We start from the raw sequence: 20,719 nt of genomic DNA, 5'->3' as shown, positions 1-20,719 counted from the left end.
GGGGCCGTGCGGTGTCGTTCAGCCCCTGGGCCGGTGGCCGGAGACCTGGTCGCGGGCCGTGCGCCAGCGGGATCTGGCCTGGCCGACCACGAGGTCCCACTCGCGGCGGACCTCGTGGTCGGACGGGCGGTGGCCCTGGCGGATCCGGCCGAGTTCGTCCCGTACCTCCCGGCCCAGGGCCGCCGACGCGACGAGGACGAGGCCGACGGCGAACAGGGCGGAGACCATCGCGAAGACGGCGCCGACCACGCCGTAGCGCTCGACGGAGGAGTTGAACAGGCGGGGCATGTACAGCTTCGCGCCGACCGAACAGGCCGCCGTCAGGACGGCGCCCGCGACGGCGAACGGCAGCAGGTCCCGTCGGCCGATCCGTCGCGCGGACAGGATCCGGCCGCTCCAGACCAGGAAGGCGGCGGTCACCGGAACGCCGCACAGGGCGGCGGCCACCCCCAGCACGCTCCCGCCGCGGGGTGCGGAGAGCAGCGCGGTCACCGCCGCGTAGCCGCCGAAGGTGAGGATCCACCACAGGCCGTTGCGGGTGTTGCGCACGCCGAGCGGCTTGAGGTCCCAGGTCTGTTCGAAGAGCCGCTGGGCCGCGCGCGCGAAACTCAGCACCGAGATGACCAGGAACACGGCACCGAAGACGCCCACGCTCGCGCTGGTGCCTTCGGCGGGCGAGAACAGGGAGTCGACGGCGGTGGCTCCCGCTCCGGTGAGGTGGTAGCGCCTGATGATCCGCGCCGCGGCGTCGGCGTGCGCGAAGGTGCTCAGGAGGGCGCCGAGAAGGATGGAGAGCGGGATCAGCGTCGTCAGCGCGCTGGACGCCAGGGCCATCGAGCGGTCGAAGCCGACGATCCGCTGGAACCGGCCCACGACCCGCAGCGCGAACGCGGGGCGCAGCCAGAACGTCAGTGTCCTGACGAGGCGTTCGCGATTGATCCCCGCCGTACTGCCCTCCGTGAAGATCAGAAGTCGGGTTCGGGAGCCGGGTTCCGGACCTCCGAGGCGACCAGAGCATAGGGGACGGTCACCGGCCCGCCGCGAAGCGACACGGACGCGTCGGCCACGGCGCTGGGCTGCCGCGCCCTGCGGGGGACGCGCCTCGACACCGGCCGGATCCGGGCGGGCCCGCCGGGTGCTCGACCCGGTGTTCCTCGACACCCCGCTCCACCGCTGCGAAGCGCTGGAGCCGGGCCTGGGTCGCACGGTGAGCATCAAGCTCGAAACGGCCAACCCGGTACGGAGTTTCACGGGCCGCGGTACCGAACTGGCCGCGAGCCTCCTCGCGGCCCGGTGCTCGCCGGCCGTGGTGTGCGGCGGGGCGGGCAACCTCGGCCAGGCACTCGCCTGGTCGGGGCGGCGCCGGGGACTCGACGTGACCGTCGTGGCGTCCCGCGCGGCGACGGCGGCCAAGCTCGACCGGGTCCGCGCGCTTGGCGCCCGGCTCGAACTGGCCGAAGGCGACCGCGAGTCGGCCCGGGACCGCGCGGCGGCCGTCGCGCGGTACGACGGCGTCCGGCGGCTGGAGGACAGCCTGGACGGGGAGACCTGTGAGGGCGCGGCCACCGCCGGCCTGGAACTGGCCGATGCGCTGCCGTCGTTCGACGCCGTCCTGACCGCGCTCGGCGGCGGGGCGCCGGCCACCGGTGTCGGTCACGTCGTGAAGGCCCTGGCGCCGGACGTCGAGGTGATCTTGGTCCGGGAGGCGTCGGTCGTCGTCGGCATGCGCATGCTCCTGGAGCACGCCGGGCTGGTCGTGGAGCCGTCGGCCGCGCTCGGTGTCGCGGCCGTCCTGGAGGACCGCGCGTTTCGCCGGGCGGCACGTGGTCACCGTCGTGTGCGGCAGCGACGTCGACGCGCACGCCTGCCGGGGCCGGATCGGCGGCTCGCGCGTCCCCGGGTCCTGACGCCCGCTGCCGCCGGACGTCCGGCCGGCGTCACACGGTCGGCCCCCCGTGAACTCGTCCGCCGGACAGCGCTAGCCCGGATGCCCTGTCCGGGATGCGTGCCGGGGGCATCCCGCCACAGGATCACGGTCATGCGGACATCAACTCTCATACGCACCTGTTCTTCGTCGGCGCGGCGCGGTGGCGCACGTCATGTCATATCCGCCGCCGTCGCCTGCTCGGTCGTGCTGGCCGCGACCGCGGCGTGCGCCGGACCGGGCGGCCACAGCAGTCACGTCGGCGCCCCGGGTGTCAACATCCCGTCCGCGTCGCACCCGCCCGCCCCGAAGAAGGCACCGCCCCTGCCGGGCGTCGGAAGCCTCATGTCCAAGCGCGTACCGGCCCGGGCCCAGCAGGCCGTGGTCGTCTACGGCGACGGCCGGGACTCCGACGTGGGCACCGTCGTGCTCTACCAGAAGCAGAACGACTCCTGGAAGATCAAGGGCAGTTGGCCCGCGCACAACGGCAGGTCGGGCTGGACGACCGCGCACCGCCTGGACGACGACCGCAGTCCCGTCGGCGTCTTCTCCCTGACCGACGCGGGAGGGTCCCTGGAGGATCCGGGCAGCCACCTGCGCTACTGGTACGACGACAACGCCTTCACGTCGATGATCGACGAGGACGTGGACGAGGACACCGCCCACCAGTTCGACTACGTCATCGCCATCGACTACAACCGGCTCAAGGGCGTACCGCCGTTCGACTGGACCCGTCCCCAGGGAGTGGAGAAGGGCGGCGGCATATGGCTGCACCTGGACCACGGTGACGGCACGTCCGCCTGCGTCACCCTTCCCGAGTCCGGCATGAAGACCCTGCTGCGCACCCTCGATCCGCACCTTCACCCGGTCGTGGTGATGGGCGACCGGGCCCGGCTGAAGGCCTGACACGCGGCCCGAGCAGCAGGACCACCGCGCCGACGAGCAAGGTGTCGGACGGCTGGGGCAGGATCGGGCCCGGTTCCGCCGGGTCGATCTGATCGCGCGTCGACCATGTGCCGGGCAGGACGGCGAAGAAACAGGTCAGGAGCGCGTCGAGCAGGAGGACGGCCCGCCAGGCGCCGTCCGGGCCGAGCCGTCGGGTCGTTCCGGACCTTCGTGTGTCGTCGTCTCCGCCTGCCACGGTGGGGATCGTAGCGCCGGGGCGTGCGGCCGGGGCCGGGGGCGTGTCGCGTGCCCCCGGCCCCGGTGCGGGACGGTCGTGGTCAGCTCTCCGCGCGGGCCGGCAGGCGCCAGCCCGGGCGCGGGAAGTGGCAGGTGTAGCCGTCCGGGTAGCGCTCCAGGTAGTCCTGGTGCTCGGGCTCGGCCTCCCAGAACGGGCCGACCGGCTCGACCTCGGTGACGACCTTGCCCGGCCACAGTCCGGACGCGTCCACGTCCGCGATGGTGTCCTCGGCGATCCGCTTCTGCTCGTCGTCGACGTAGTAGATCGCCGAGCGGTAGCTGAGGCCGATGTCGTTGCCCTGGCGGTTCTTGGTGCTCGGGTCGTGGATCTGGAAGAAGAACTCCAGGATCGCCCGGTAGTCGGTCTTCTCCGGGTCGAAGAGGATCTCGATGGCCTCCGCGTGCGTCCCGTGGTTGCGGTACGTCGCGTTCGGCACGTCCCCACCGGTGTATCCGACCCGGGTCCCGGTCACGCCCGGAAGCCGGCGGATCAGGTCCTGCATCCCCCAGAAGCATCCGCCCGCCAGCACGGCCCTCTGCGTCTGCCCAGCCATTACGGACCCTCCAATTTCTCTCAGCTCGGTCACTCGGGCTGTTCGGCCCGTACATCGCGGCCTCCCGCGCCCACTCCCCACAACACGCGAGGACCCCGGGCGATTCCGCGTCCCCTCCGCACGGGCCCGGTGGTGACCGCGCACGGCGCGCACCGGTCGCGACCACCTGCCCACCTGCCCACCTGCCCGCCTGCCCTCCGGGCCTCCGGGCCTCCGGCGGGCCGCCGCCCCGCGGGCCCCGCACCAACCCCGCCGGGAGGCCGCCGGGAATTGGGTTGCGTCCGCCGGGCGCCGCGGGCTCAATGGCTCTCATGGCCGAGATCCGAGGCTCCTGGGACGAGTTGTTCACCGCCGTGCCCACCATGCTCTCCGGGCTGCTGGACGAGGGGGACGCGGGAGGTGCCGTCGCCGTCTTCGTGGACGGCCGGCCCGTGGTCGACGCGTGGGGCGGGTTCGCCGACGCGGCCCGCGGCGTGCCGTGGGAGCGGGACACGATCGTCAACGTGTTCTCCGTGACCAAGACGATGACGGCCCTGTGCGCGCTCGTCCTGATCGACCGGGGTGAGCTGGATCCCGACGCGCCGGTGGCCCGGTACTGGCCGGAGTTCGCCGCGGCGGGCAAGGCGGGCGTGCTGGTGCGGCACGTGCTCTCGCACACCGCCGGGCTGCCCGACTGGGAGGGTCCGGTGGCGGAGCTGTACGACTGGACGACGGCCACGGCGCGGCTCGCCGGGCAGGCTCCGCGGTGGGAGCCGGGGACGGCGGCCGGGTACCACTCCCTGACCCAGGGGTTCCTGGTCGGTGAGGTGGTGCGCCGGATCACCGGGCGGAGCGTGGGCGAGTTCTTCGCGGCCGAGGTGGCCGGGCCGCTGGGCGCGGACTTCCACATCGGGCTGGGTGCCGAGGACGACCGCAGGGTGGCGCTCACCGTGCCGCCGCCGGGCCGGGACGAGGACTACGCGGCCGGGGCCGGGGACAGCGGCGCGACCCGCCCCGGTGTCGCCGTCCTGCGCGTCCGGGACGGCAATTCCCTCGCGTGGCGGCGCGCCCAGATCCCCGCCGCCAGCGGGTTCGGCAACGCCCGTTCGGTCGCCCTCGTGCAGTCCGTGCTCGCCTGCGGCGGGACGGTCGGCGGGGCGCGGGTGCTGTCGCCGCAGGGGTGCGCGCGGGCCCGGGAGGTGCAGTTCGACGGTGTCGACCGGATCCTCGGCATGCCCTCCCGGTACGGCCTGGGCTACGGCCTGTTCGGCAGCTCCCTCGGCTGGGGCGGCTGGGGCGGCGCGCTGGTCTGGGTCGACCCGGACGAGCGGATGGCGATCGCCTACGTGACGAACCAGATGCGTGAGCCGGCGTCCGACAACCGTGCGGTCGAGCTGGTGATGGCCGCGCAGGACGGGATCAAGGGCCTGCGGGGGTGACGCGGTGGGCGGGGCGCCGGGTCAGCCGCCGCTGCCGTAGGGGCGGGTGAGGATCTCCAGGATGTGGCCGTTGGGGTCGTCGAAGTAGGTGCCGCGGCCGCCGTCGTTGGTGTTGATCTCGCCGGGCCTGCTGTGGTGCGGGTCGGCCCAGTAGTCCAGGCCCGCGTTCCGCACGCGGCCGAAGATCTCGTCGAAGTCGTCCTCGGAGACCAGGAAGGCGTAGTGCTGCGGCGGGATCTCCCCGGCGCTCTCCATGTAGTCGAGGGTCACGCCGTTGGGCAGTGCGACCGGGACGAACGGGCCGTACTCCGGGCTGACGCGGAGACCGAGGATGTCGGCCAGGAACCTCGCCGACGCGTGGCTGTCGTGGGCGGCGACGATGGTGTGGTTCAGGTTCACGGTCATCGTGGGACCTCCTCCTGTCCAACGTACGCCCGGCACCGTCCGAGGCAGGCGTTGTCTCAGCGCGGGCCACCGGCGGCCACCGGCCTGGTGACCCGCACCCCGGGACCTCCGCTGGAGGTCCCGGGGTGCGTACGCCCACCGGGTCGGCGGCCCCTGTCCGCTCCGGCTGTTCGGCCGGAGGCGGCGGGGGTGACTCAGATGGTGGCCGTGTCGATCACGAAGCGGTAGCGGACGTCGCTGTTGAGGACCCGCTCGTAGGCCTCGTTGATCTGGTTCGCGTCGATCAGTTCGATCTCCGCGCCCAGCTGGTGCTCGGCGCAGAAGTCCAGCATCTCCTGGGTCTCCTGGATGCCTCCGATGCCGGAGCTGGTGAGGGAGCGGCGGTTTCCGAAGACGGAGGAGAGCAGGATGTGCACCGGCTCCTCCGGGATGCCGACGTTCACCATCGCGCCGTCGGTGCGCAGCAGCGACAGGTACGCGGCGAAGTCGAGCGGCGCCGACACCGTGTTCAGGATGATGTCGAACGTGCCCTTGAGGTCCTCGAAGGTCTTCGGGTCGCTGGTCGCCCGGTAGTCGCTGGCGCCCAGCTTCAGGCCGTCGTCCTTCTTGCGCAGCGACTGGGACAGGACGGTGACCTCCGCGCCGAGAGCGGCGGCGATCTTGACGCCCATGTGCCCGAGACCGCCGAGCCCCACCACGGCGACCTTCTTGCCGGGGCCGGCGTTCCAGTGCTTCAGCGGCGAGTAGGTGGTGATGCCGGCGCACAGCAGCGGAGCGGCGACGTCGAGGGAGAGGCCGTCCGGGATGCGGACGACGTAGTTCTCGTCGACGACGACCTTCTGCGAGTAGCCGCCGTAGGTCGGCTGCCCGTCCTTGCCGACGCCGTTGTACGTGAAGGTCGGGCCGCCGCCGGTGCAGTACTGCTGGAGACCGGCCTTGCAGTTGTCGCACTCACGGCAGGAGTCGACCATGCAGCCGACGCCCACGCGGTCCCCCACCGCGTACCGCGTGACACCCGTGCCGACCTCGGAGACGACGCCCGCGATCTCGTGACCGGGCACCATCGGGAAGATCGCCGTACCCCAGCCCTCGCGGGCCTGGTGGATGTCGGAGTGACAGATACCGGCGAACTCGATGTCGATGAGGACGTCGAATTCACCGACCGCGCGCCGCTCGATCATGGTCCGCTCCAGCGGAGCCTTCGCGGCGGGCGCGGCGTAAGCAGCAACAGTGGTCATGAGGGAGGTTCTCCTAGCGGTGTGGTCGTACCCGGTCGCCTTCTTCCCCGGGCACGCGTCCAGCGTCCTCCACGCTACGTCCGCCACCCAGCCCCCGCCTCTGCGTACGTCCGCCGTGCCTACCACTGGCGGGGTCAGGTTCGCGTGCGTACGACCGTGAATACTGGACGTATGGAAGAGCTGCCCCCGACCTCCCCCTCCGCGCCCCTGGACCGGCGTGCCGAGCTCAGCGAATTCCTGCGCACCCGGCGGGCCAGGCTGCTCCCCGGCGACGTGGGGCTGCCGGACTTCGGGCGGCACCGCAGGGTGCCGGGGCTGCGCCGCGAGGAGCTGGCGCAGCTGGCCGGGGTGTCGGTGGCGTACTACACGCGCCTGGAGCAGGGCAACGGGCGGAACGTGTCGGCGGAGGTGCTGGACGCGATCGCGCGGGCGCTGCGGCTGACCGACGCCGAGCACGCGCACCTCATGCACCTGGCCAAGGGCAAGCAGCACAAGAAGCGGACGTCGGCGCGGCCGCAGCAGGTGCGGCCCGCGCTGGGGCAGCTGCTGGAGGCGATGGAGGGCGTGCCGGCGTACATCGGCGGTCGGCGCTCGGACATCCTGGCGTGGAACGGGATGGCGGCCGCGGTCTTCGGTGACTGGTCGGAGCTGCCGGTCGCGGAGCGCAACTGGGCGCGGCTGGTGTTTCTGCGGCCCGAGTACCGGGATCTCTTCGTCGAGTGGGAGCAGAAGGCGATCGACATCGTCTGTCTGCTGCGCATGGACGCGGGCTGTTTTCCCGACGACACCCGGCTCTCGGCGCTGGTCGGCGAGCTGTCGGTGAAGAGCGAGGAGTTCCGGCGGCTGTGGGCGACGCACGACGTCAAGGAGAAGAGCCACGGCCTGAAGCACCTGCACCATCCGCTGGTGGGTGAGCTGTCCCTCAGCTACGAGTCGTTCCGGATTCCGGACGACCCGGACCAGGCGCTGGTCACGTACCACGCGGAGCCGGGCTCCGCGTCGGCGCAGGCGCTGCGGCTGCTGGCCAGCTGGGGCACGGACGCGACCCGCGTCGCCATGCCCTGAGCCCGTCCCGGGGTGCGCGAACGGCCCGCCGGAAGCACTGCTTCCGGCGGGCCGTTCCGCGTGCGGGTGTTCAGCGGTCGCGGCTCACTTGGCGTAGTACGCGTTGTAGACCGAGATCGTGGACTTGTTGCCCTTCTTGTCGGCGATCTTGGCGTGGAACGAGATCGCCTTGCCCTTCGCCGGGTTCTTGACGGTGATCCTGCCGTGGGTGACCGTCAGCTTCTTCCAGGTCTTGCCGTAGTCGTACGACACGTAGACCGAGAGGGACTTCAGGTTGCGGCCGGCGGCCGCGCCCTCGACGGTGACCGGGAAGGAGACCGTCCGGCCGGCCTCGACGCGGCTGTCCGAGCCGGTGGCGGCGCCGAAGCGCGCGGTCGACGCCGGGAGCCGGACCGGGCCGAGGCCGGTCGGCTTCTTGGAGCGGAAGGTCCAGCTCGCGTCGATCCGCGTGGAGGCGGCGGCGACCTTGACCGAGCGGATCACCGAGGTGGTCAGCCGGTACTCGGCGTCGGCGGACGGCACGGTGAAGACGCCGTCGCCGAACAGCGGGTCCTTGTTGGAGCCAACCTTGGCGCCGTTGCGGTACAGGGTGGTGTTCACCGACAGGAAGTCGGAGGAACCGGCGTGCTTGCCGCTGTCGGAGAACAGCGGGACGACGCCCGAGATCTGGTTCCCGTCGCGGTACAGGCCGTACATGCTGTCCAGGTGCGGGCCGAAGACCGCCCTGTTGAAGGTGTTCCGATAGCTCTTGCCGGCCTCGTACCGCTGGGGGTCGCTGCTGTAGAAGGCGTCGGCGACCGGCAGTCCCTGGGCGTCGTGGCCGCTGAACTGGCCGAAGTCGAAGCCCCACTGGGCGCCGTCGACGGTGGAGACGTGGACGGTGCGGCTGCCGGGCAGCTTCTGCTCGGTGTAGCCGCCCATCACCATGTCCTCGCCGATGATGCCCCACGGGCTGACCGCGCCGGTCTTGCCGGGGGCGGCGGCGCCGAGGCTGTTCACCACCGTGGCGAGCTCGCCGGCCTTGAAGTGCCGGACCTTGTCGCCCTGGATCCTCTTGACCTGGGCGGTGGTGGCGACGTCGTACTCCTCGCCGGCGCCCTTGGTGAACTGGCCGCTCCAGGTCTGGAAGAGGCCGCTCGCGACCTCGCCGCCCAGCGGCGCCATCCGGATCTTGTCGAAGGTGTCGAAGCCGATTCCGAACCCGACACCCACCGGGTCGTACATGTAGTCGACCGTCGCGAAGCCGGGCTTGGCCCGCGGGTCAGGCACGGTGATGTCGGCGGCCTTGGTGGTCCGGGCGTCGAGGGTGAGTGTGAGGTCCCGGGTGACGCTGAGCTTCGGCTGGACCAGCCAGTCGACGCCGCCGTCGAAGGTGGTGAGGTCCTTGGCGATCAGGGCGTCGAGCAGGTAGGTGCCCTTGGGCACCCGGATCGTGACGGTCCCGGAGTTGTCGGCGGGCACCGCGTAGTCACGGCCCTCGGCGAGACCCGAGGAGCCCACCAGGTCGGTGCTGTAGACACCGGCCGGGGCGCCGTCGCGCCCGATGTGCTTGACGGTGACGCTGTACGACTGCACCTCACGCTGGACCGCGGCCGCCGTCCGGACGCTCTGGCCGTCGCCGGTGGCCGTGACGTAGGCCGAGTAGGCGCCGTCGAGGGTGCCGCCCAGCCGGGTGTCGACCGTGACGCCGACGGCGGCCGTGCCGCCGGCCGGGACGGTCACCTTGGTCGCGCCCAGCTTGAGGAATCCGGCCGGGGCCGCCGCGCCCCGCGGGCCGGTGGCGCTCGCCGAGAGGCTGAGCGTGACGTCCTTGGTGCCGAGGTTGCGGTAGGTGAGCTGCTTGGTGACCGGGGTGTCGTCGGTGTGCGGCCACTGCTGGACACCGAAGTCGACCGACACCGGGTCGGCGACCACGGTCTGCTTGATGGCCCGGTCGACCTGGATCCGGCCCGCGCCCTGCTCGAACGGCGTGTACCTGCCGCCCTTGGCGGAGCCGGTCAGCGCGGCCTTGAGCTGCTGGTAGCCCCAGTCGGGGTGCTCCTGCTTGAGGATCGCGGCGGCGCCGGCGACGTGCGGGGTCGCCATCGACGTGCCCGAGATGGTCAGGTAGCCGGGCGGGTTCTCGCCGACCTCCTGGTCGATGACGCTGCCCTTGGCGGCGGCCGCGGTGATGTCGACGCCGGGTGCGGTGACGTCCGGCTTGATGGTGCCCTCGGCGCTGGGGCCGGTGGAGGAGAAGTCGGCGAGCCGGTCGGCGCCGTCGACGGCGCCGACGGTGAGCGCGGCGGCCGCGCTGCCCGGTGAACCGATCGACTCGGGGCCCTCGTTGCCCGCGGCGATCGCGAACAGGATGCCCTTCTCCGCGGAGAGCTTGTTCACCTCGGCTTCCAGCGGGTCGATCTGCGGGGTGTCGTAGCCGCCCAGGCTGAGGTTGACGACGTCGGCGCCCTGGGCCGCGGCCCACTCCATGCCGGCCAGGATGCCGGAGTCGTCGCCGGAGCCGGTGTCGTCCAGGACCTTGCCGTTGAGGATCTTCGCGCCGGGCGCGACGCCGGTGTACTTGCCGTGCGACTTGGCGCCGGTGCCCGCCGCGATGGACGCGACGTGCGTGCCGTGGCCGAAGTGGTCCGAGGCGTCGGCTGCGGTGGTGAAGTTCCTGGACTCGATCACCTGGTCCTTGAGGTCCGGGTGGGTCGTGTCCACACCGGTGTCCAGGACGGCGATCTTGACGCCCTTGCCGTTGTACCCCGCCGCCCAGGCCTTGGGGGCGCCGATCTGCGGCACGGACTTGTCGAGGCTGGCCTTGCGGACCCCGTCGAGCCAGACGTGGGCGATGCCGGAGGCGGCCCTGCCCCCGTCGGTGACGGCGTCCCACAGCTCCGGCGCGTCCTTGACCGGGGTCTGCACGGCGTCCGCGTTGAGCGTGCGCAGGCTGTGCCGCAGGGTGCCGGCGTCACGGACCTCGGCCCTCGCGGTGCCGGCGGCGCCCCGGTAGCCGACGATGACCTTCAGGCCGCCCCGCTGCGCCTTGCGGGTCGCTGCCTTGTCCAGCTCGGTGACGTCGAAGAGCCGCCGGTCCAGCGTGCCGGAGGCGACCAGCCGCAGGGCGTCACCGGGGACGACGAGGGTGTGCCCGCCGGCCTTGCGGATCTGGAAGGGTATGTGCGCGCGTCCCGCGGCCCGTTCCAGGCCGACGACCCGGCCCTTGGTGTCGAGGGTGACGCGGTCACCGGTGATCAGGGTGACGTGGTGCCTGCCGGCGACCGAGGCCGCCGCGGCGGCGGCCGGGGTGCGCTGTTCCGGCTTCGCCGACGCCGGGCTGGTCATGCCCGCGGCGAGGGCGACGGCCGCCGCCGTGGCCACCGTGGCCGCGGCAGCCCTTTTCAGTTGTCTGCGCAAGACTCCCCCTGGAGACGGTGTCCTGGGCGAACTCCCCGTTCACCCGGCCGAGGGAAGCCTCGTACGCACGTACGCCAACCCCCCGGAACACGGAGTATGCCGGGGGGTGATCAGCGGGCTCAATAGATGAGAGGCCGGTAAGAGAGGGACCGGGGAAGTGTTACCCGCCGTGGCGGACACTGTTACGCAACTGCGCGGTCATGCGGGGGAGTTCGGTGCTACACGCGACTGCTCCGTGACGCACCTCACGCGCCCGCGTTCTCCTTGACGGTGATCTTGCCCTTGCGGATGGTCGCCACCCGCGGGGCCTTCCTCGCGATCGCGGAGTCGTGGGTGACCATGATGAAGGTCAGCCCGTGCTCCTTCCACATGCGCTCCAGCACGTCCATGATCTCGTCGCGCATGCCCTCGTCGAGGTTGCCGGTGGGCTCGTCGGCGAGCAGCACCTTGGGCTGCTTGACCAGGGCCCGGGCGATGGCGACGCGCTGCTGCTGGCCGCCGGACATCTCGGAGGGCAGGTGCCCGAGGCGCTCGCCGAGGCCGACCGAGGTCAGCGCCTCGGCGGCCCGCTCGCGGCGCTCCCTGGCCTTGACGCCGAGCGGGACGAGGGCGGTCTCGACGTTCTCCTGGGCGGTGAGCGTCGGGATCAGGTTGAACGACTGGAACACAAACCCGATGTTCTCGCTGCGGACCCGGGTCAGCCTGGTCTCGGAGAGCCTGGCCAGGTCGGTGCCGTCCAGGACGACCTCGCCGGAGGTCGGCCGGTCCAGGCCGCCGAGCATCTGCAGGAGCGTGGACTTGCCGCCGCCGGTGGGGCCCTGGATGACCAGGCGGTCGCCGTCCGCGATGGCGAGGCCGACGCCGTCGAGGGCGCGGACGGTGTCCTTGCCGCGGGAGTAGAGCTTGGTGACGTCTCTGAGTTCGTACATGGTGGCTCCTGGGAGGGTTCGGGGTGGGGCGGTGCGGTGCCGGCCGCGGGCCGGTGGGGGCTGGTCGCGCGGTTCCCCGCGACCCTTGCGGGACGACGTCTCCTACTCGACCCGGCGCAGCGCGTCCGCGGGCCGCAGCCTCGACGCCCGCCAGCCGCCGAACGCGCCCGCGATCAGGCCGCCGGCCACCGCGAGGCCGACCGCCACCGCGATCGTCGTCACGCTGACGGGTGCCGTCAGGGCGACCTCCAGGGTCTTGGCGGTCTGGCGGCCGGGACCGCCGCCGAAGCCGCCACCGCCGCCGCCGAAACCGCCACCGCCGGTAGCGCGGCCCGCGCCGCCGCCGCCACCGCCGAGCGAGGCGTCCAGCGTCGGGCTCATCGCGGTGACGACGTAGGCGCCCGCGAGACCGAGCGCGATACCGAGCGCGCCGCCGACCAGGCCGTTGACCATGGCCTCGCCGACGACCTGTCCGGTGACCCGGCGGGACTTCCAGCCCAGCGCCTTCAGCGTGCCGAACTCGCGGACCCGGCGGGAGACCGCCGAGGAGGTCAGCAGACCGGCGACCAGGAACGCGGCCACGAGCACCGCGACGGACAGCCACTTGCCGACGTTGGAGGCGAGCGAGGACGCCGTGGACAGGGAACCGGAGACGGTGTCCGCGAGGTCGGCGGAGGTGGTGACCGTCGTACCCGTGACGTTCTTCTGGATGGTCGACTTGACGGCCGAGATCTGCTGGGAGTCGGTCGCCTTGACGTAGATCGTGGTGACCTTGTCCTTCTCGTCGGCCAGCGTCTGCGCCTGCTTCAGCGGCATGTACAGGTTGGCCGCCGCGTCACCGCTGTCGGCGGTCGCGATGCCGATGATCGTGTACTTGACCTTGTTGACGGTGACGGTCGAACCGACCTTGTACTTCTTCTCCTTGGCGTACGCCGAGTCGGCGACGAGCACCTTGGCGTCGGTCTCGGTCGCCTTGAAGGTACGGCCACTGGTGATCTTCGACGAGGTCAGCGGGCCGACCTCGGTCTGCGTCACGTCGGTGCCGTAGACCGTGTACGCGTTGACGTCGAAGTTCGCGCCACCGCCGCGGACCTCGCCCTGCGGCTGGCCGCCGCCGCGGGAGAAGCCGCCGCCGTTGCCGCCGGAGCCCTGGTTCTGCTGGAACTGGCCGCGGGTGAACTGGCCGCTGATCTTGACCACGTTGAGGTTCAGGCCGCCGACCGCGGTCGCGACGCCCTTCTGGTCGCCGACCTTGGTGACGGTGCTGGAGGCGAGGGTGGTGAAGCCCTGCACCATGACGCGGTCGCTGCTCTGCGTGTCCGACGAGCCGTTGTTCTGCGCGTCGAAGTTGAAGCGGGGGCGCTGGGAGGCGCTCGTGGAGGCCGAGGCGGCCTTGGTGACGGTCATGTCCGTACCCAGGCCGTACAGCGACTGGAGGACCTTGTCCTGCGCCTTCCCCATGCCGTTGGACACGGAGTTGACCACGATGACCAGTGCGATGCCGAGCGCGAGGCCGGAGGCGACGACGAGAGCCGCCTTTCTGCGGCGGCGCAGTTCGCGCCTCAGGTAGGTGAAGAACATGACGGCAAGGTAGGGACGCACCGTGATGGCTCGATAAGGCCGAAATAAGAGAAGCATGAGAAGGCTGTGGCCGGGCCCGGAAATGCCGATGCCGCCCCTGGGGGCGGCATCGGCGGTGCTGTGCGGCGGCTGTGCGTCAGACGGCCGAACCGGCCTTCCAGGCCGACCAGTCGAGGTTCCAGCCGTTGAGGCCGTTGTCGGGGGAGACCGTCTTGTCGCCGGTGTTGGAGATGACCACCACGTCACCGACGATCGAGTGGCTGTACATCCAGTAGGCCGGGGTGCTGGTGTCGTCGGCGCCCTTGGTGTCGGACAGGCCGACGCAGCCGTGGCTGGTGTTCACGGAACCGAAGACGGACTTCGCGCCCCAGTAGTTGCCGTGCAGGAAGGTGCCGGAGCTGGTGAGGCGGATGGCGTGCGGCACGTCCTTGATGTCGTACTCGCCCTTGCCGTCGCTGTCGGTGAAGCCCACGGTCGCGCCGTTCATGCGCGTCTCCTTGAACTTCTCGGACATCACCATGACGCCGTTGTACGTCTTGTGCTCGGGCGAACCCGCCGAGATCGGAATGGTCTTGACGGTCTTGCCGTCCTGGGTGACCCGCATCTCCTTCGTCTTGGCGTCGACGTAGGAGACCTGGTTGCGGCCTATGTGGAAGGTGACCGTCTTCTGCTGGACGCCGTAGACACCGGAGGCGCCCTGCACACCGTCGAGGGCCAGCTTCAGCGTGACGGTGGAGTTCTCCTTCCAGTAGTCGTCGGGACGGCAGTCCATGCGCTGGGTGGAGAACCAGTGGCAGGCGACCTCCTGGCCGCTGCTGGAGGTGACCGTGATGCCCTTCTGGACGGCGGCCTTGTCGGTGATCTGCTTGTCGAAGTTGATCGATACGGGCATACCGACGCCGACGGTCGAGCCGTCCTCCGGCGTGAAGCTGCCTATGAAGCTGTTGGCCGGGGAGACCGTGGTGAAGGACGCGTTCTCGTGGGCGACCAGACCGGCGGAGTCCTTGGCCTCGGCGGCGACCTTGTAGGTCGTGGACCGCTCCAGCTGGACGGAGGGCTTCCAGGTCGTCTTGTCGGCGGACAGGGCGCCCGCGACCGCGGTGCCGTCGGCGGTGGTCATGGTCACGCTGGTGAGCGTGCCCTTGCTCACGGTGACGGCGGCGGAGTTGTTGATCGACGCGTTGTCCGAACCGTCCTTGGGCGTGATCGCGATGTCGGCCTTGGACGACTTCTTCGCCGCCGCCTGGTCCGACTGGGCCGCCTGCGAGCTCTCGCCGCCGCCGGACGCCTTGTCGTCGCCGCCGGAACACGTCGTGAGCACCAGCACACCGCCGAGCAGAGCGGACGCGGCCATCAGGCCCCTGCGCCGCTTACTGTCCGTCATCACACGCTTCTCCATCGTTGCCGAGTACGCGAACACACCGGAAGCCCCCGTCAAGAACCTTCAACGCTACGGCCGCTTGGTCCCGTTCCACATGCCAGGCAGGTGTGGGGCACACCACGTCCGCCAAGGCGGGCGGTGCGGCGGGGGCCGGTCCGTGCACTGTCAGGACGACGAGACCCCGGACGGCGGTTGCCGTCCGGGGTCACTGGTTCCCCGGAACGCTCAGCCGATGCGGTCCTCTTCGTCGTCGTCCAGGCCATCATCCCCGTCGAGGTCCCAGTCCGGCGAATCAGGGTCGTAGGAGACGTACTCGCTGGACCAGGAGGCCTGCTGGAGTTCGATGCCGGGCACCTCTCCGACCAGGTCGAACGGGTCGACGAGATGGGCGAGGGCCTCGGCGGTGTCCTCCGTCACAGCGGTCTCGGCGTGCGCACGCTCCTCGCCGGGCAGCTCGGGATCCCCGGCGATCCGCTGCAGTGCGGCCTTCGTGACCTCGTCGGCGTCCTCGACCTCGAGGACCAGCTCCACGCGAAGGCGCACAAAACGTGATGTCTCTGGAGTGCTCATGCCGGGAGCGTACGGCCGAAACCTCCCGTGACTTTCCCGTGACCCGCGATTTTCACTAACATCGCCTCACACGGCCAATTCGCCAGCGTCACAAGGGGATCGATATTCCGTGTCATCCGCTCGCCGCCCGTTGCTGACCGCCACCGCCGCAGGCACCCTCCTGTGCGCGCTGTGGTTCGTCCCGTCCGCCAACGCGTCGCAGAACACCCCGGCGAGAACCGGCACGTCGGAGGGGACGGCGGCGCGCGTCACCCAGCAGGCCCGGGCGCTGACCGAGGCGACCGGGGACACCGGGCAGCTCGCCGACACCGGAAGCCCGGACACCACGCCGTACGTCATCGGCGGCACCCTCTTCCTCGCGGTCGGCGCGGGGTTCGTGGTGTATTCGGTGCGCCGGGAACGGCTGGAATTTTAAAGGACTTGACCGGCCCTTGACCCGGGACCCACAGTCCTGTCATGAAGAGATCATCGGGCGTGCGGATGTGCGCCCTCGCCGTCGGCGGCGTGCTGTCCCTCGCCCTCATCACGGGCTGCTCCGACGGGGGTTCGAAGGATCCGGCCACGGCCGCCGGTCCGGCCGCCGGCGCAAAGGCCCTGAGCGTGGCGGAGTTGAAGCAGCGGATCCTCGCGCAGGGCGAGGTGGACGGCTACAAGGTCAACGCGGTCGGGGCGGCCGCGCCGAACCGGAGCAGGATCAGGACGAGCGACGAGAAGTGCCGTCCGCTGGCCTACGTCCTCACCGGCCTCGCGCCGGCCGCCGCGGGGGCGGAGATCGGCCGCACGGTCCGCCAGGACAAGAAGGACCCGACCGACGACGCGACCTCGCTCGACACCATGGCCGACGGGAAGTTCGAGGCCGCGATCAAGGACTCGCTGAACCTGGACGTCACGTCCCTGGACCTGTCGTCGTACGACGGGAACGGCGCGCGGCAGGCCATGAAGGACCTCTCGGCGGCCGTCGAGGACTGCGCGGCCGGCTTCACGGGCGGCTCCACCGGTGACGAGCAGAAGGTCACGAAGGTCACGGCCACCGAGCCCACCGGCACCGGTGACGAGGCGGTGGCGTTCACCGCGGTCACCGACATGGACGGCGACAAGGGCCCGCTGCACGCAGAGGTGGTGCGGCACGGCAACACGCTCGCGACGTACTTCACGATGAACATCGGCGCGATGATGGGCGGGAAGACGTACGCGGTCCCGCCGGCGGTGGTCAAGGCCCAGGCGGCGAAGCTGAAGTGAGCACGGCTCGCCGCGGCCCTTCGGGAAGGGCCGCGGCGAGGAACCAGGGGTGTGCGCGGGAGCCGCGCGAGCGGCCCCCGCGCACCCGTGCCCGGCGGTCTACCGCAGCGGTCCGGTCACCTTCTCGGCCGCCCGGACCAGGGCGCCGTTTCGCACGAACTCCTCCGCCGCGGCGAGGTCGGGAGCCAGGAACCGGTCGGGTCCGGGCCCCTGCACCCCGGCGCCGCGCGCCGCCTCGATCACGGCGGCGGAGGCCGGCGCCGGCGTCAGCCCTTCGCGCAGCTCGACCGCCCGGGACGCCGCGTACAGCTCGACGGCGATGATCCGCGCCAGATTGCCCACGGCGGTCCGCAGCTTGCGCGCCGCCGACCACCCCATGGAGACGTGGTCCTCCTGCATCGCGGAGGAGGGGATCGAGTCGGCCGACGCCGGGACGGCGAGCCGCTTCAGCTCGCTGACCAGCGCCGCCTGCGTGTACTGGGCGATCATCAGGCCCGAGTCGACGCCCGCGTCGTCCGCCAGGAACGGCGGCAGTCCGTGGCTGCGGTTCTTGTCCAGCAGCCGGTCGGTCCGCCGCTCGGCGATGGACCCGAGGTCGGCGACCGCGATGGCGAGGAAGTCGAGGACGTAGGCGACCGGCGCGCCGTGGAAGTTGCCGTTGGACTCGACCCGCCCGTCGGGGAGGACCACGGGGTTGTCGACGGCCGCGGCCAGCTCCCGCTCGGCGACCAGACGCGCGTGCGCGAGCGTGTCCCGCCCGGCGCCTGCGACCTGCGGGGCGCACCGCACCGAGTAGGCGTCCTGGACGCGCGGCGCGTCGTCCTGGTGGTGCCCGGTGAGCTGGGAGCCCTTGAGCACGGCGAGCATGTTGGCGGCGCTGTCGCCCTGGCCGGGGTGCGGGCGGATCGCGTGCAGCTCGGGGGCCAGCACCCTGTCCGTGCCGAGCAGCGCCTCCAGGCTCAGCGCGGCGGTGACGTCGGCGGACTTGTAGAGCATGTCCAGGTCGGCGAGGGCCATGACCAGCATGCCGAGCATGCCGTCGGTGCCATTGAGGAGCGCGAGGCCCTCCTTCTCGCGCAGTTCGACGGGCGCGATCCCGTGCTCGGCGAGCAGTTCGCCGGCGGGGCGCACGACGCCGTCCGGGCCCTCGGCGTCACCCTCCCCCATCAGCGTGAGCGCGCAGTGGGACAGCGGGGCCAGGTCGCCGGAGCAGCCGAGGGAGCCGTACTCGTGGACGACCGGGGTGATGCCGGCGTTCAGCACGTCGGCCATGGTCCGGGCGACCTCGGGACGCACACCGGTGTGTCCGGAGCAGACGGTCTTCAGCCGCAGGAACATCAGGGCCCGTACGACCTCGCGCTCCACCCGCGGGCCCATGCCGGCGGCGTGCGAGCGCACGATGTTGCGCTGCAGCTGGGCGCGCAGCTCCGGGCTGATGTGCCGGCTCGCGAGCGCGCCGAAGCCGGTGCTGACGCCGTAGACCGGCTCGGGCTTGGCCGCGAGCGCGTCCACGATCTCGCGGGCCGCCGCGAGGGCCGCGACCGCCTCCGCCGACAGTTCGACGCGGGCGCCGCCGCGTGCCACGGCGAGAACGTCGGACGCGGTGACACCGGACGTCCCCACCACCACAGTGTGCATATCCATATTCAGGAGCGTACGCAGTGAAAGCGGCCGCTGTCACTAGTGGAGTACAGGGTTGCCCCTTACGTCCTCGTCACTTCGAGGTCACGGTCACCGGTCGCGGTCGCGGGTACCGCCGTACGGTCACGGCCGGCGGCCCCGGAAGCTGCGCCGCTCGGCGTGTTCCCGGGGCGGCGCGTCGGCCAGCCGCAGGACGGGGTCGTCCGGGCCCTCCCGGCCGGCCACCACCGGCCGGTCCGCGCGCAGCGCCTTGGCACGGTACTGCGCGGCGTCGGCGAGCCGGAACAGGCGGCGGGCCGAGCGCACCGGCCCGATCGGGTCCGCGGTCGAGGCCACCCCGCATGCCACCCCCTCCCCCAGCTCCAGCCGCCCGGCCCGGCGGCAGAGCTGGTCGGCCGCCTCGACCACGTCGTCGGCCGGGGGGCCGACCGCCAGCAGGCAGAACTCGTCCCCGCCGAGGCGCGCGGCGAGGGCGCCGGGGAGCATCGCCCCGCACAGCGACAGGACCGAGCCGAAACGTTCGAGGAGGCGGTCGCCGACGGCGTGCCCCTGGGTGTCGTTGACCCGCTTGAGCCCGTTCAGGTCGCAGACGACGAGGCTGACCACGGTGCCGTCCGCGCGGTGCCGGTCGATCGCCTCGTCCAGGTGGGCGTCCACGGCCCTGCGGTTGGCGAGCCCGGTGAGCGAGTCGGTGAACGCCAGCCGCCGGGCCTCCTCAAGCCGCTCGGTCTGGGCGATGCCGGCGGCGACGACCGAGGCCAGGACGGTGGCGAAGTCGGCGTCGCCGCGGGCGAAGACGGGAGCCCGGACGGCCCGGGCTATGTACAGCTCGCCCCAGGCCCTGCCGTGCAGCAGCACCGGCGCGACCAGGCAGCAGCCGCGGCCCCTGCGGCGCAGGGCGTCGACCCGCCGGTGCGAGTAGCCGGGGCGGCCGGCAGCGGTGCCCTCGGCCGTCTCCACCCAGGCGTTGGGGCCGCCGCCGCCCGCCCAGCGCTCGTGCAGGAACTCGGTGATCTCCGGGAACTGGTGGACCGGGTAGGCCTCGGCCTCCGGGAACTCCTCCTCGTCGGGGGCGCGCTGCCCGACGTTCACCAGGACCCGCAGCCGGCCCAGGTCGCGCTCCCAGACGGAGAGCGCGGCGAAACTGCCGTCCAGGGCCCGGCAGGCGCCGGCCGCCGCGGCGTGCCAGCACTCCCGAGGGGTGTGCGCCGCAGCCATGCCCTGGGCCAGCGCCACGACGGCGGCGAGCCGGATGTCCTCACCCATTACTCCAGGTTAGGGAGGTTTTGGTGCATTCGGGACGTTGGTGCGGCGAACAGGTGTTGCGACGGCCCGCCCCGACGCGGTCCGCGGCCGGGTACGGCCGCCCGCCTCACTCCCCCGGCCACTCGGGCTTGCGCTTCTCGTTGAAGGCCGCGACACCCTCCGCGCGGTCTCCCGAGAAGGCCACCGACCGCCAGGCCGCGTCCTCGACCTCCAGGCCCGCCCTCAGGTCCAGTCCCTGCCCGAGCCGCAGCGCCCGCTTCGCCGCCCGCAGGCCCACCGGCGAGTTCGCGGCCATCCGGGCCGCCAGCGCCAGGGCCTCCTCCCGGTCCCGGCCCTCCGCCACCAGGTGGTCGACCAGGCCCAGCGCGTGCGCCTCCGGCGCCTCCACCCGGCGCGCCGAGAAGATCAGCTCGGCCGCGCGGGCCGCGCCGACCCGGCGGGGCAGCAGCTGCGTGCCGCCGCCGCCCGGGATCACGCCCACCGACACCTCGGGCAGGCCCACCACGGCGGTGCCGTCGGCCACGATCACGTCGCAGGACAGCGCCAGCTCGAAGCCGCCGCCGAGCGCGTAGCCGTGCACGGCGGCGACGGTCGGCATCGGCAGCTCCAGCACGCCGGTGTACGCCCCGCGCGACAGCGGCCGGGCCCGGACCAGCTCCGCGTCGGTCATGGAGTTGCGCTCCTTGAGGTCGGCGCCGACGCAGAACGCCCGCCCGTGCGAGGAGGTCAGCACCACCACCCGGGCCTCCCGGTCGGCGCCGAGCGCGGCGCACGCGGTCACGATCGAGCGGGCCATCTCCGCCGACACCGCGTTCATCGCCTTGGGCCGGTCCAGCACCAGCTCCGCGACCTGGCCGTGCCGTCGAACCAGCACGAACTCCCCGTAGCGCTCCTCGCTCACGACACATCCTCCGGTTAACGCGGGTT

At 71.9% G+C, this 20,719-nt stretch carries 17 protein-coding genes and 1 pseudogene; 6 read left to right on the top strand and 12 right to left on the bottom strand.

Features of this window, described 5'->3' with window-relative positions; all coding sequences use genetic code 11:
• Nucleotides 1-18: 18 nt before the first annotated feature.
• Nucleotides 19-873 (bottom strand): hypothetical protein, encoded by an 855-nt coding sequence (locus tag ACIRQ9_RS05415; RefSeq protein WP_404167353.1) that lies wholly within the window; start codon nucleotides 871-873, stop codon nucleotides 19-21.
• A 213-nt stretch (nucleotides 874-1,086) separates the two neighbouring features.
• Between ACIRQ9_RS05415 and ACIRQ9_RS05410 the strand changes: the two are divergent.
• Nucleotides 1,087-1,907 (top strand): annotated as a pseudogene (locus ACIRQ9_RS05410) (pyridoxal-phosphate dependent enzyme).
• 131 nt (nucleotides 1,908-2,038) lie between these two features.
• The gene (locus ACIRQ9_RS05405) at nucleotides 2,039-2,830 is read left to right on the top strand and encodes a hypothetical protein (protein ID WP_404167351.1); all 792 of its coding nucleotides are present in this window, start codon (nucleotides 2,039-2,041) and stop codon (nucleotides 2,828-2,830) included.
• Nucleotides 2,831-3,147: 317 nt separating this feature from the next.
• Here ACIRQ9_RS05405 and msrA read toward each other — a convergent pair whose 3' ends face one another.
• Nucleotides 3,148-3,660, bottom strand: coding sequence for a peptide-methionine (S)-S-oxide reductase MsrA (gene msrA, locus ACIRQ9_RS05400; protein WP_351318649.1), 513 nt, complete (start codon nucleotides 3,658-3,660; stop codon nucleotides 3,148-3,150).
• A gap of 311 nt (nucleotides 3,661-3,971) precedes the next feature.
• Between msrA and ACIRQ9_RS05395 the strand changes: the two genes are divergently transcribed.
• The gene (locus ACIRQ9_RS05395; RefSeq protein WP_404167348.1) at nucleotides 3,972-5,078 is read left to right on the top strand and encodes a serine hydrolase domain-containing protein; all 1,107 of its coding nucleotides are present in this window, start codon (nucleotides 3,972-3,974) and stop codon (nucleotides 5,076-5,078) included.
• A 21-nt stretch (nucleotides 5,079-5,099) separates the two neighbouring features.
• On the opposite strand, the gene ACIRQ9_RS05390 is transcribed toward ACIRQ9_RS05395, so the two are convergent.
• Nucleotides 5,100-5,483 carry a VOC family protein gene (locus ACIRQ9_RS05390; protein WP_404167346.1) on the bottom strand — a complete coding sequence of 128 codons (384 nt, stop codon included), beginning with the start codon at nucleotides 5,481-5,483 and terminating at the stop codon, nucleotides 5,100-5,102.
• 194 nt (nucleotides 5,484-5,677) lie between these two features.
• Nucleotides 5,678-6,721: an NAD(P)-dependent alcohol dehydrogenase gene (locus ACIRQ9_RS05385; protein WP_404167344.1), complete on the bottom strand. Its 1,044-nt coding sequence runs from the start codon at nucleotides 6,719-6,721 to the stop codon at nucleotides 5,678-5,680.
• Between the two features lie 171 nt (nucleotides 6,722-6,892).
• Between ACIRQ9_RS05385 and ACIRQ9_RS05380 the strand changes: the two genes are divergently transcribed.
• Nucleotides 6,893-7,786, top strand: coding sequence for a helix-turn-helix domain-containing protein (locus ACIRQ9_RS05380; protein ID WP_404167342.1), 894 nt, complete (start codon nucleotides 6,893-6,895; stop codon nucleotides 7,784-7,786).
• Between the two features lie 84 nt (nucleotides 7,787-7,870).
• On the opposite strand, the gene ACIRQ9_RS05375 is transcribed toward ACIRQ9_RS05380, so the two are convergent.
• The 5 genes from ACIRQ9_RS05375 to ACIRQ9_RS05355 form a co-directional block, all read right to left on the bottom strand.
• Nucleotides 7,871-11,185, bottom strand: a complete 3,315-nt coding sequence (locus tag ACIRQ9_RS05375) for a S8 family peptidase (RefSeq protein ID WP_404167340.1) — start codon at nucleotides 11,183-11,185, stop codon at nucleotides 7,871-7,873.
• Nucleotides 11,186-11,430: 245 nt separating this feature from the next.
• Complete coding sequence (locus ACIRQ9_RS05370) at nucleotides 11,431-12,114, bottom strand: ABC transporter ATP-binding protein (protein WP_404167338.1); 684 nt, start codon at nucleotides 12,112-12,114, stop codon at nucleotides 11,431-11,433.
• 102 nt (nucleotides 12,115-12,216) lie between these two features.
• Nucleotides 12,217-13,695 carry an ABC transporter permease gene (locus ACIRQ9_RS05365; RefSeq protein ID WP_404167336.1) on the bottom strand — a complete coding sequence of 493 codons (1,479 nt, stop codon included), beginning with the start codon at nucleotides 13,693-13,695 and terminating at the stop codon, nucleotides 12,217-12,219.
• A gap of 136 nt (nucleotides 13,696-13,831) precedes the next feature.
• Nucleotides 13,832-15,079, bottom strand: coding sequence for an Ig-like domain-containing protein (locus ACIRQ9_RS05360; RefSeq protein ID WP_404167334.1), 1,248 nt, complete (start codon nucleotides 15,077-15,079; stop codon nucleotides 13,832-13,834).
• Nucleotides 15,080-15,301: 222 nt separating this feature from the next.
• Nucleotides 15,302-15,646, bottom strand: a complete 345-nt coding sequence (locus tag ACIRQ9_RS05355) for a hypothetical protein (protein WP_404167332.1) — start codon at nucleotides 15,644-15,646, stop codon at nucleotides 15,302-15,304.
• A 109-nt stretch (nucleotides 15,647-15,755) separates the two neighbouring features.
• Between ACIRQ9_RS05355 and ACIRQ9_RS05350 the strand changes: the two genes are divergently transcribed.
• Both ACIRQ9_RS05350 and ACIRQ9_RS05345 read left to right on the top strand, forming a co-directional pair.
• Nucleotides 15,756-16,061 carry a hypothetical protein gene (locus ACIRQ9_RS05350; RefSeq protein ID WP_404167330.1) on the top strand — a complete coding sequence of 102 codons (306 nt, stop codon included), beginning with the start codon at nucleotides 15,756-15,758 and terminating at the stop codon, nucleotides 16,059-16,061.
• Between the two features lie 41 nt (nucleotides 16,062-16,102).
• Nucleotides 16,103-16,885, top strand: coding sequence for a hypothetical protein (locus tag ACIRQ9_RS05345; protein ID WP_404167328.1), 783 nt, complete (start codon nucleotides 16,103-16,105; stop codon nucleotides 16,883-16,885).
• Between the two features lie 99 nt (nucleotides 16,886-16,984).
• On the opposite strand, the gene hutH is transcribed toward ACIRQ9_RS05345, so the two are convergent.
• The 3 genes from hutH to ACIRQ9_RS05330 all read right to left on the bottom strand — a co-directional run bounded on the left by hutH (nucleotide 16,985) and on the right by ACIRQ9_RS05330 (nucleotide 20,693).
• Nucleotides 16,985-18,523, bottom strand: coding sequence for a histidine ammonia-lyase (gene hutH / locus ACIRQ9_RS05340; RefSeq protein WP_404167538.1), 1,539 nt, complete (start codon nucleotides 18,521-18,523; stop codon nucleotides 16,985-16,987).
• A gap of 126 nt (nucleotides 18,524-18,649) precedes the next feature.
• Nucleotides 18,650-19,792 carry a diguanylate cyclase domain-containing protein gene (locus ACIRQ9_RS05335; protein WP_404167326.1) on the bottom strand — a complete coding sequence of 381 codons (1,143 nt, stop codon included), beginning with the start codon at nucleotides 19,790-19,792 and terminating at the stop codon, nucleotides 18,650-18,652.
• Between the two features lie 106 nt (nucleotides 19,793-19,898).
• Complete coding sequence (locus tag ACIRQ9_RS05330; protein ID WP_404167324.1) at nucleotides 19,899-20,693, bottom strand: enoyl-CoA hydratase/isomerase family protein; 795 nt, start codon at nucleotides 20,691-20,693, stop codon at nucleotides 19,899-19,901.
• Nucleotides 20,694-20,719: the final 26 nt, after the last annotated feature.

Source organism: Streptomyces sp. NPDC101237 (assembly GCF_044767465.1).
GTDB classification, from domain to species: Bacteria; Actinomycetota; Actinomycetes; order Streptomycetales; family Streptomycetaceae; genus Streptomyces; species Streptomyces gramineus.
Note: the sequence above shows the minus strand (reverse complement) of the source record. Positions and strands in the feature narration are given on the sequence as shown.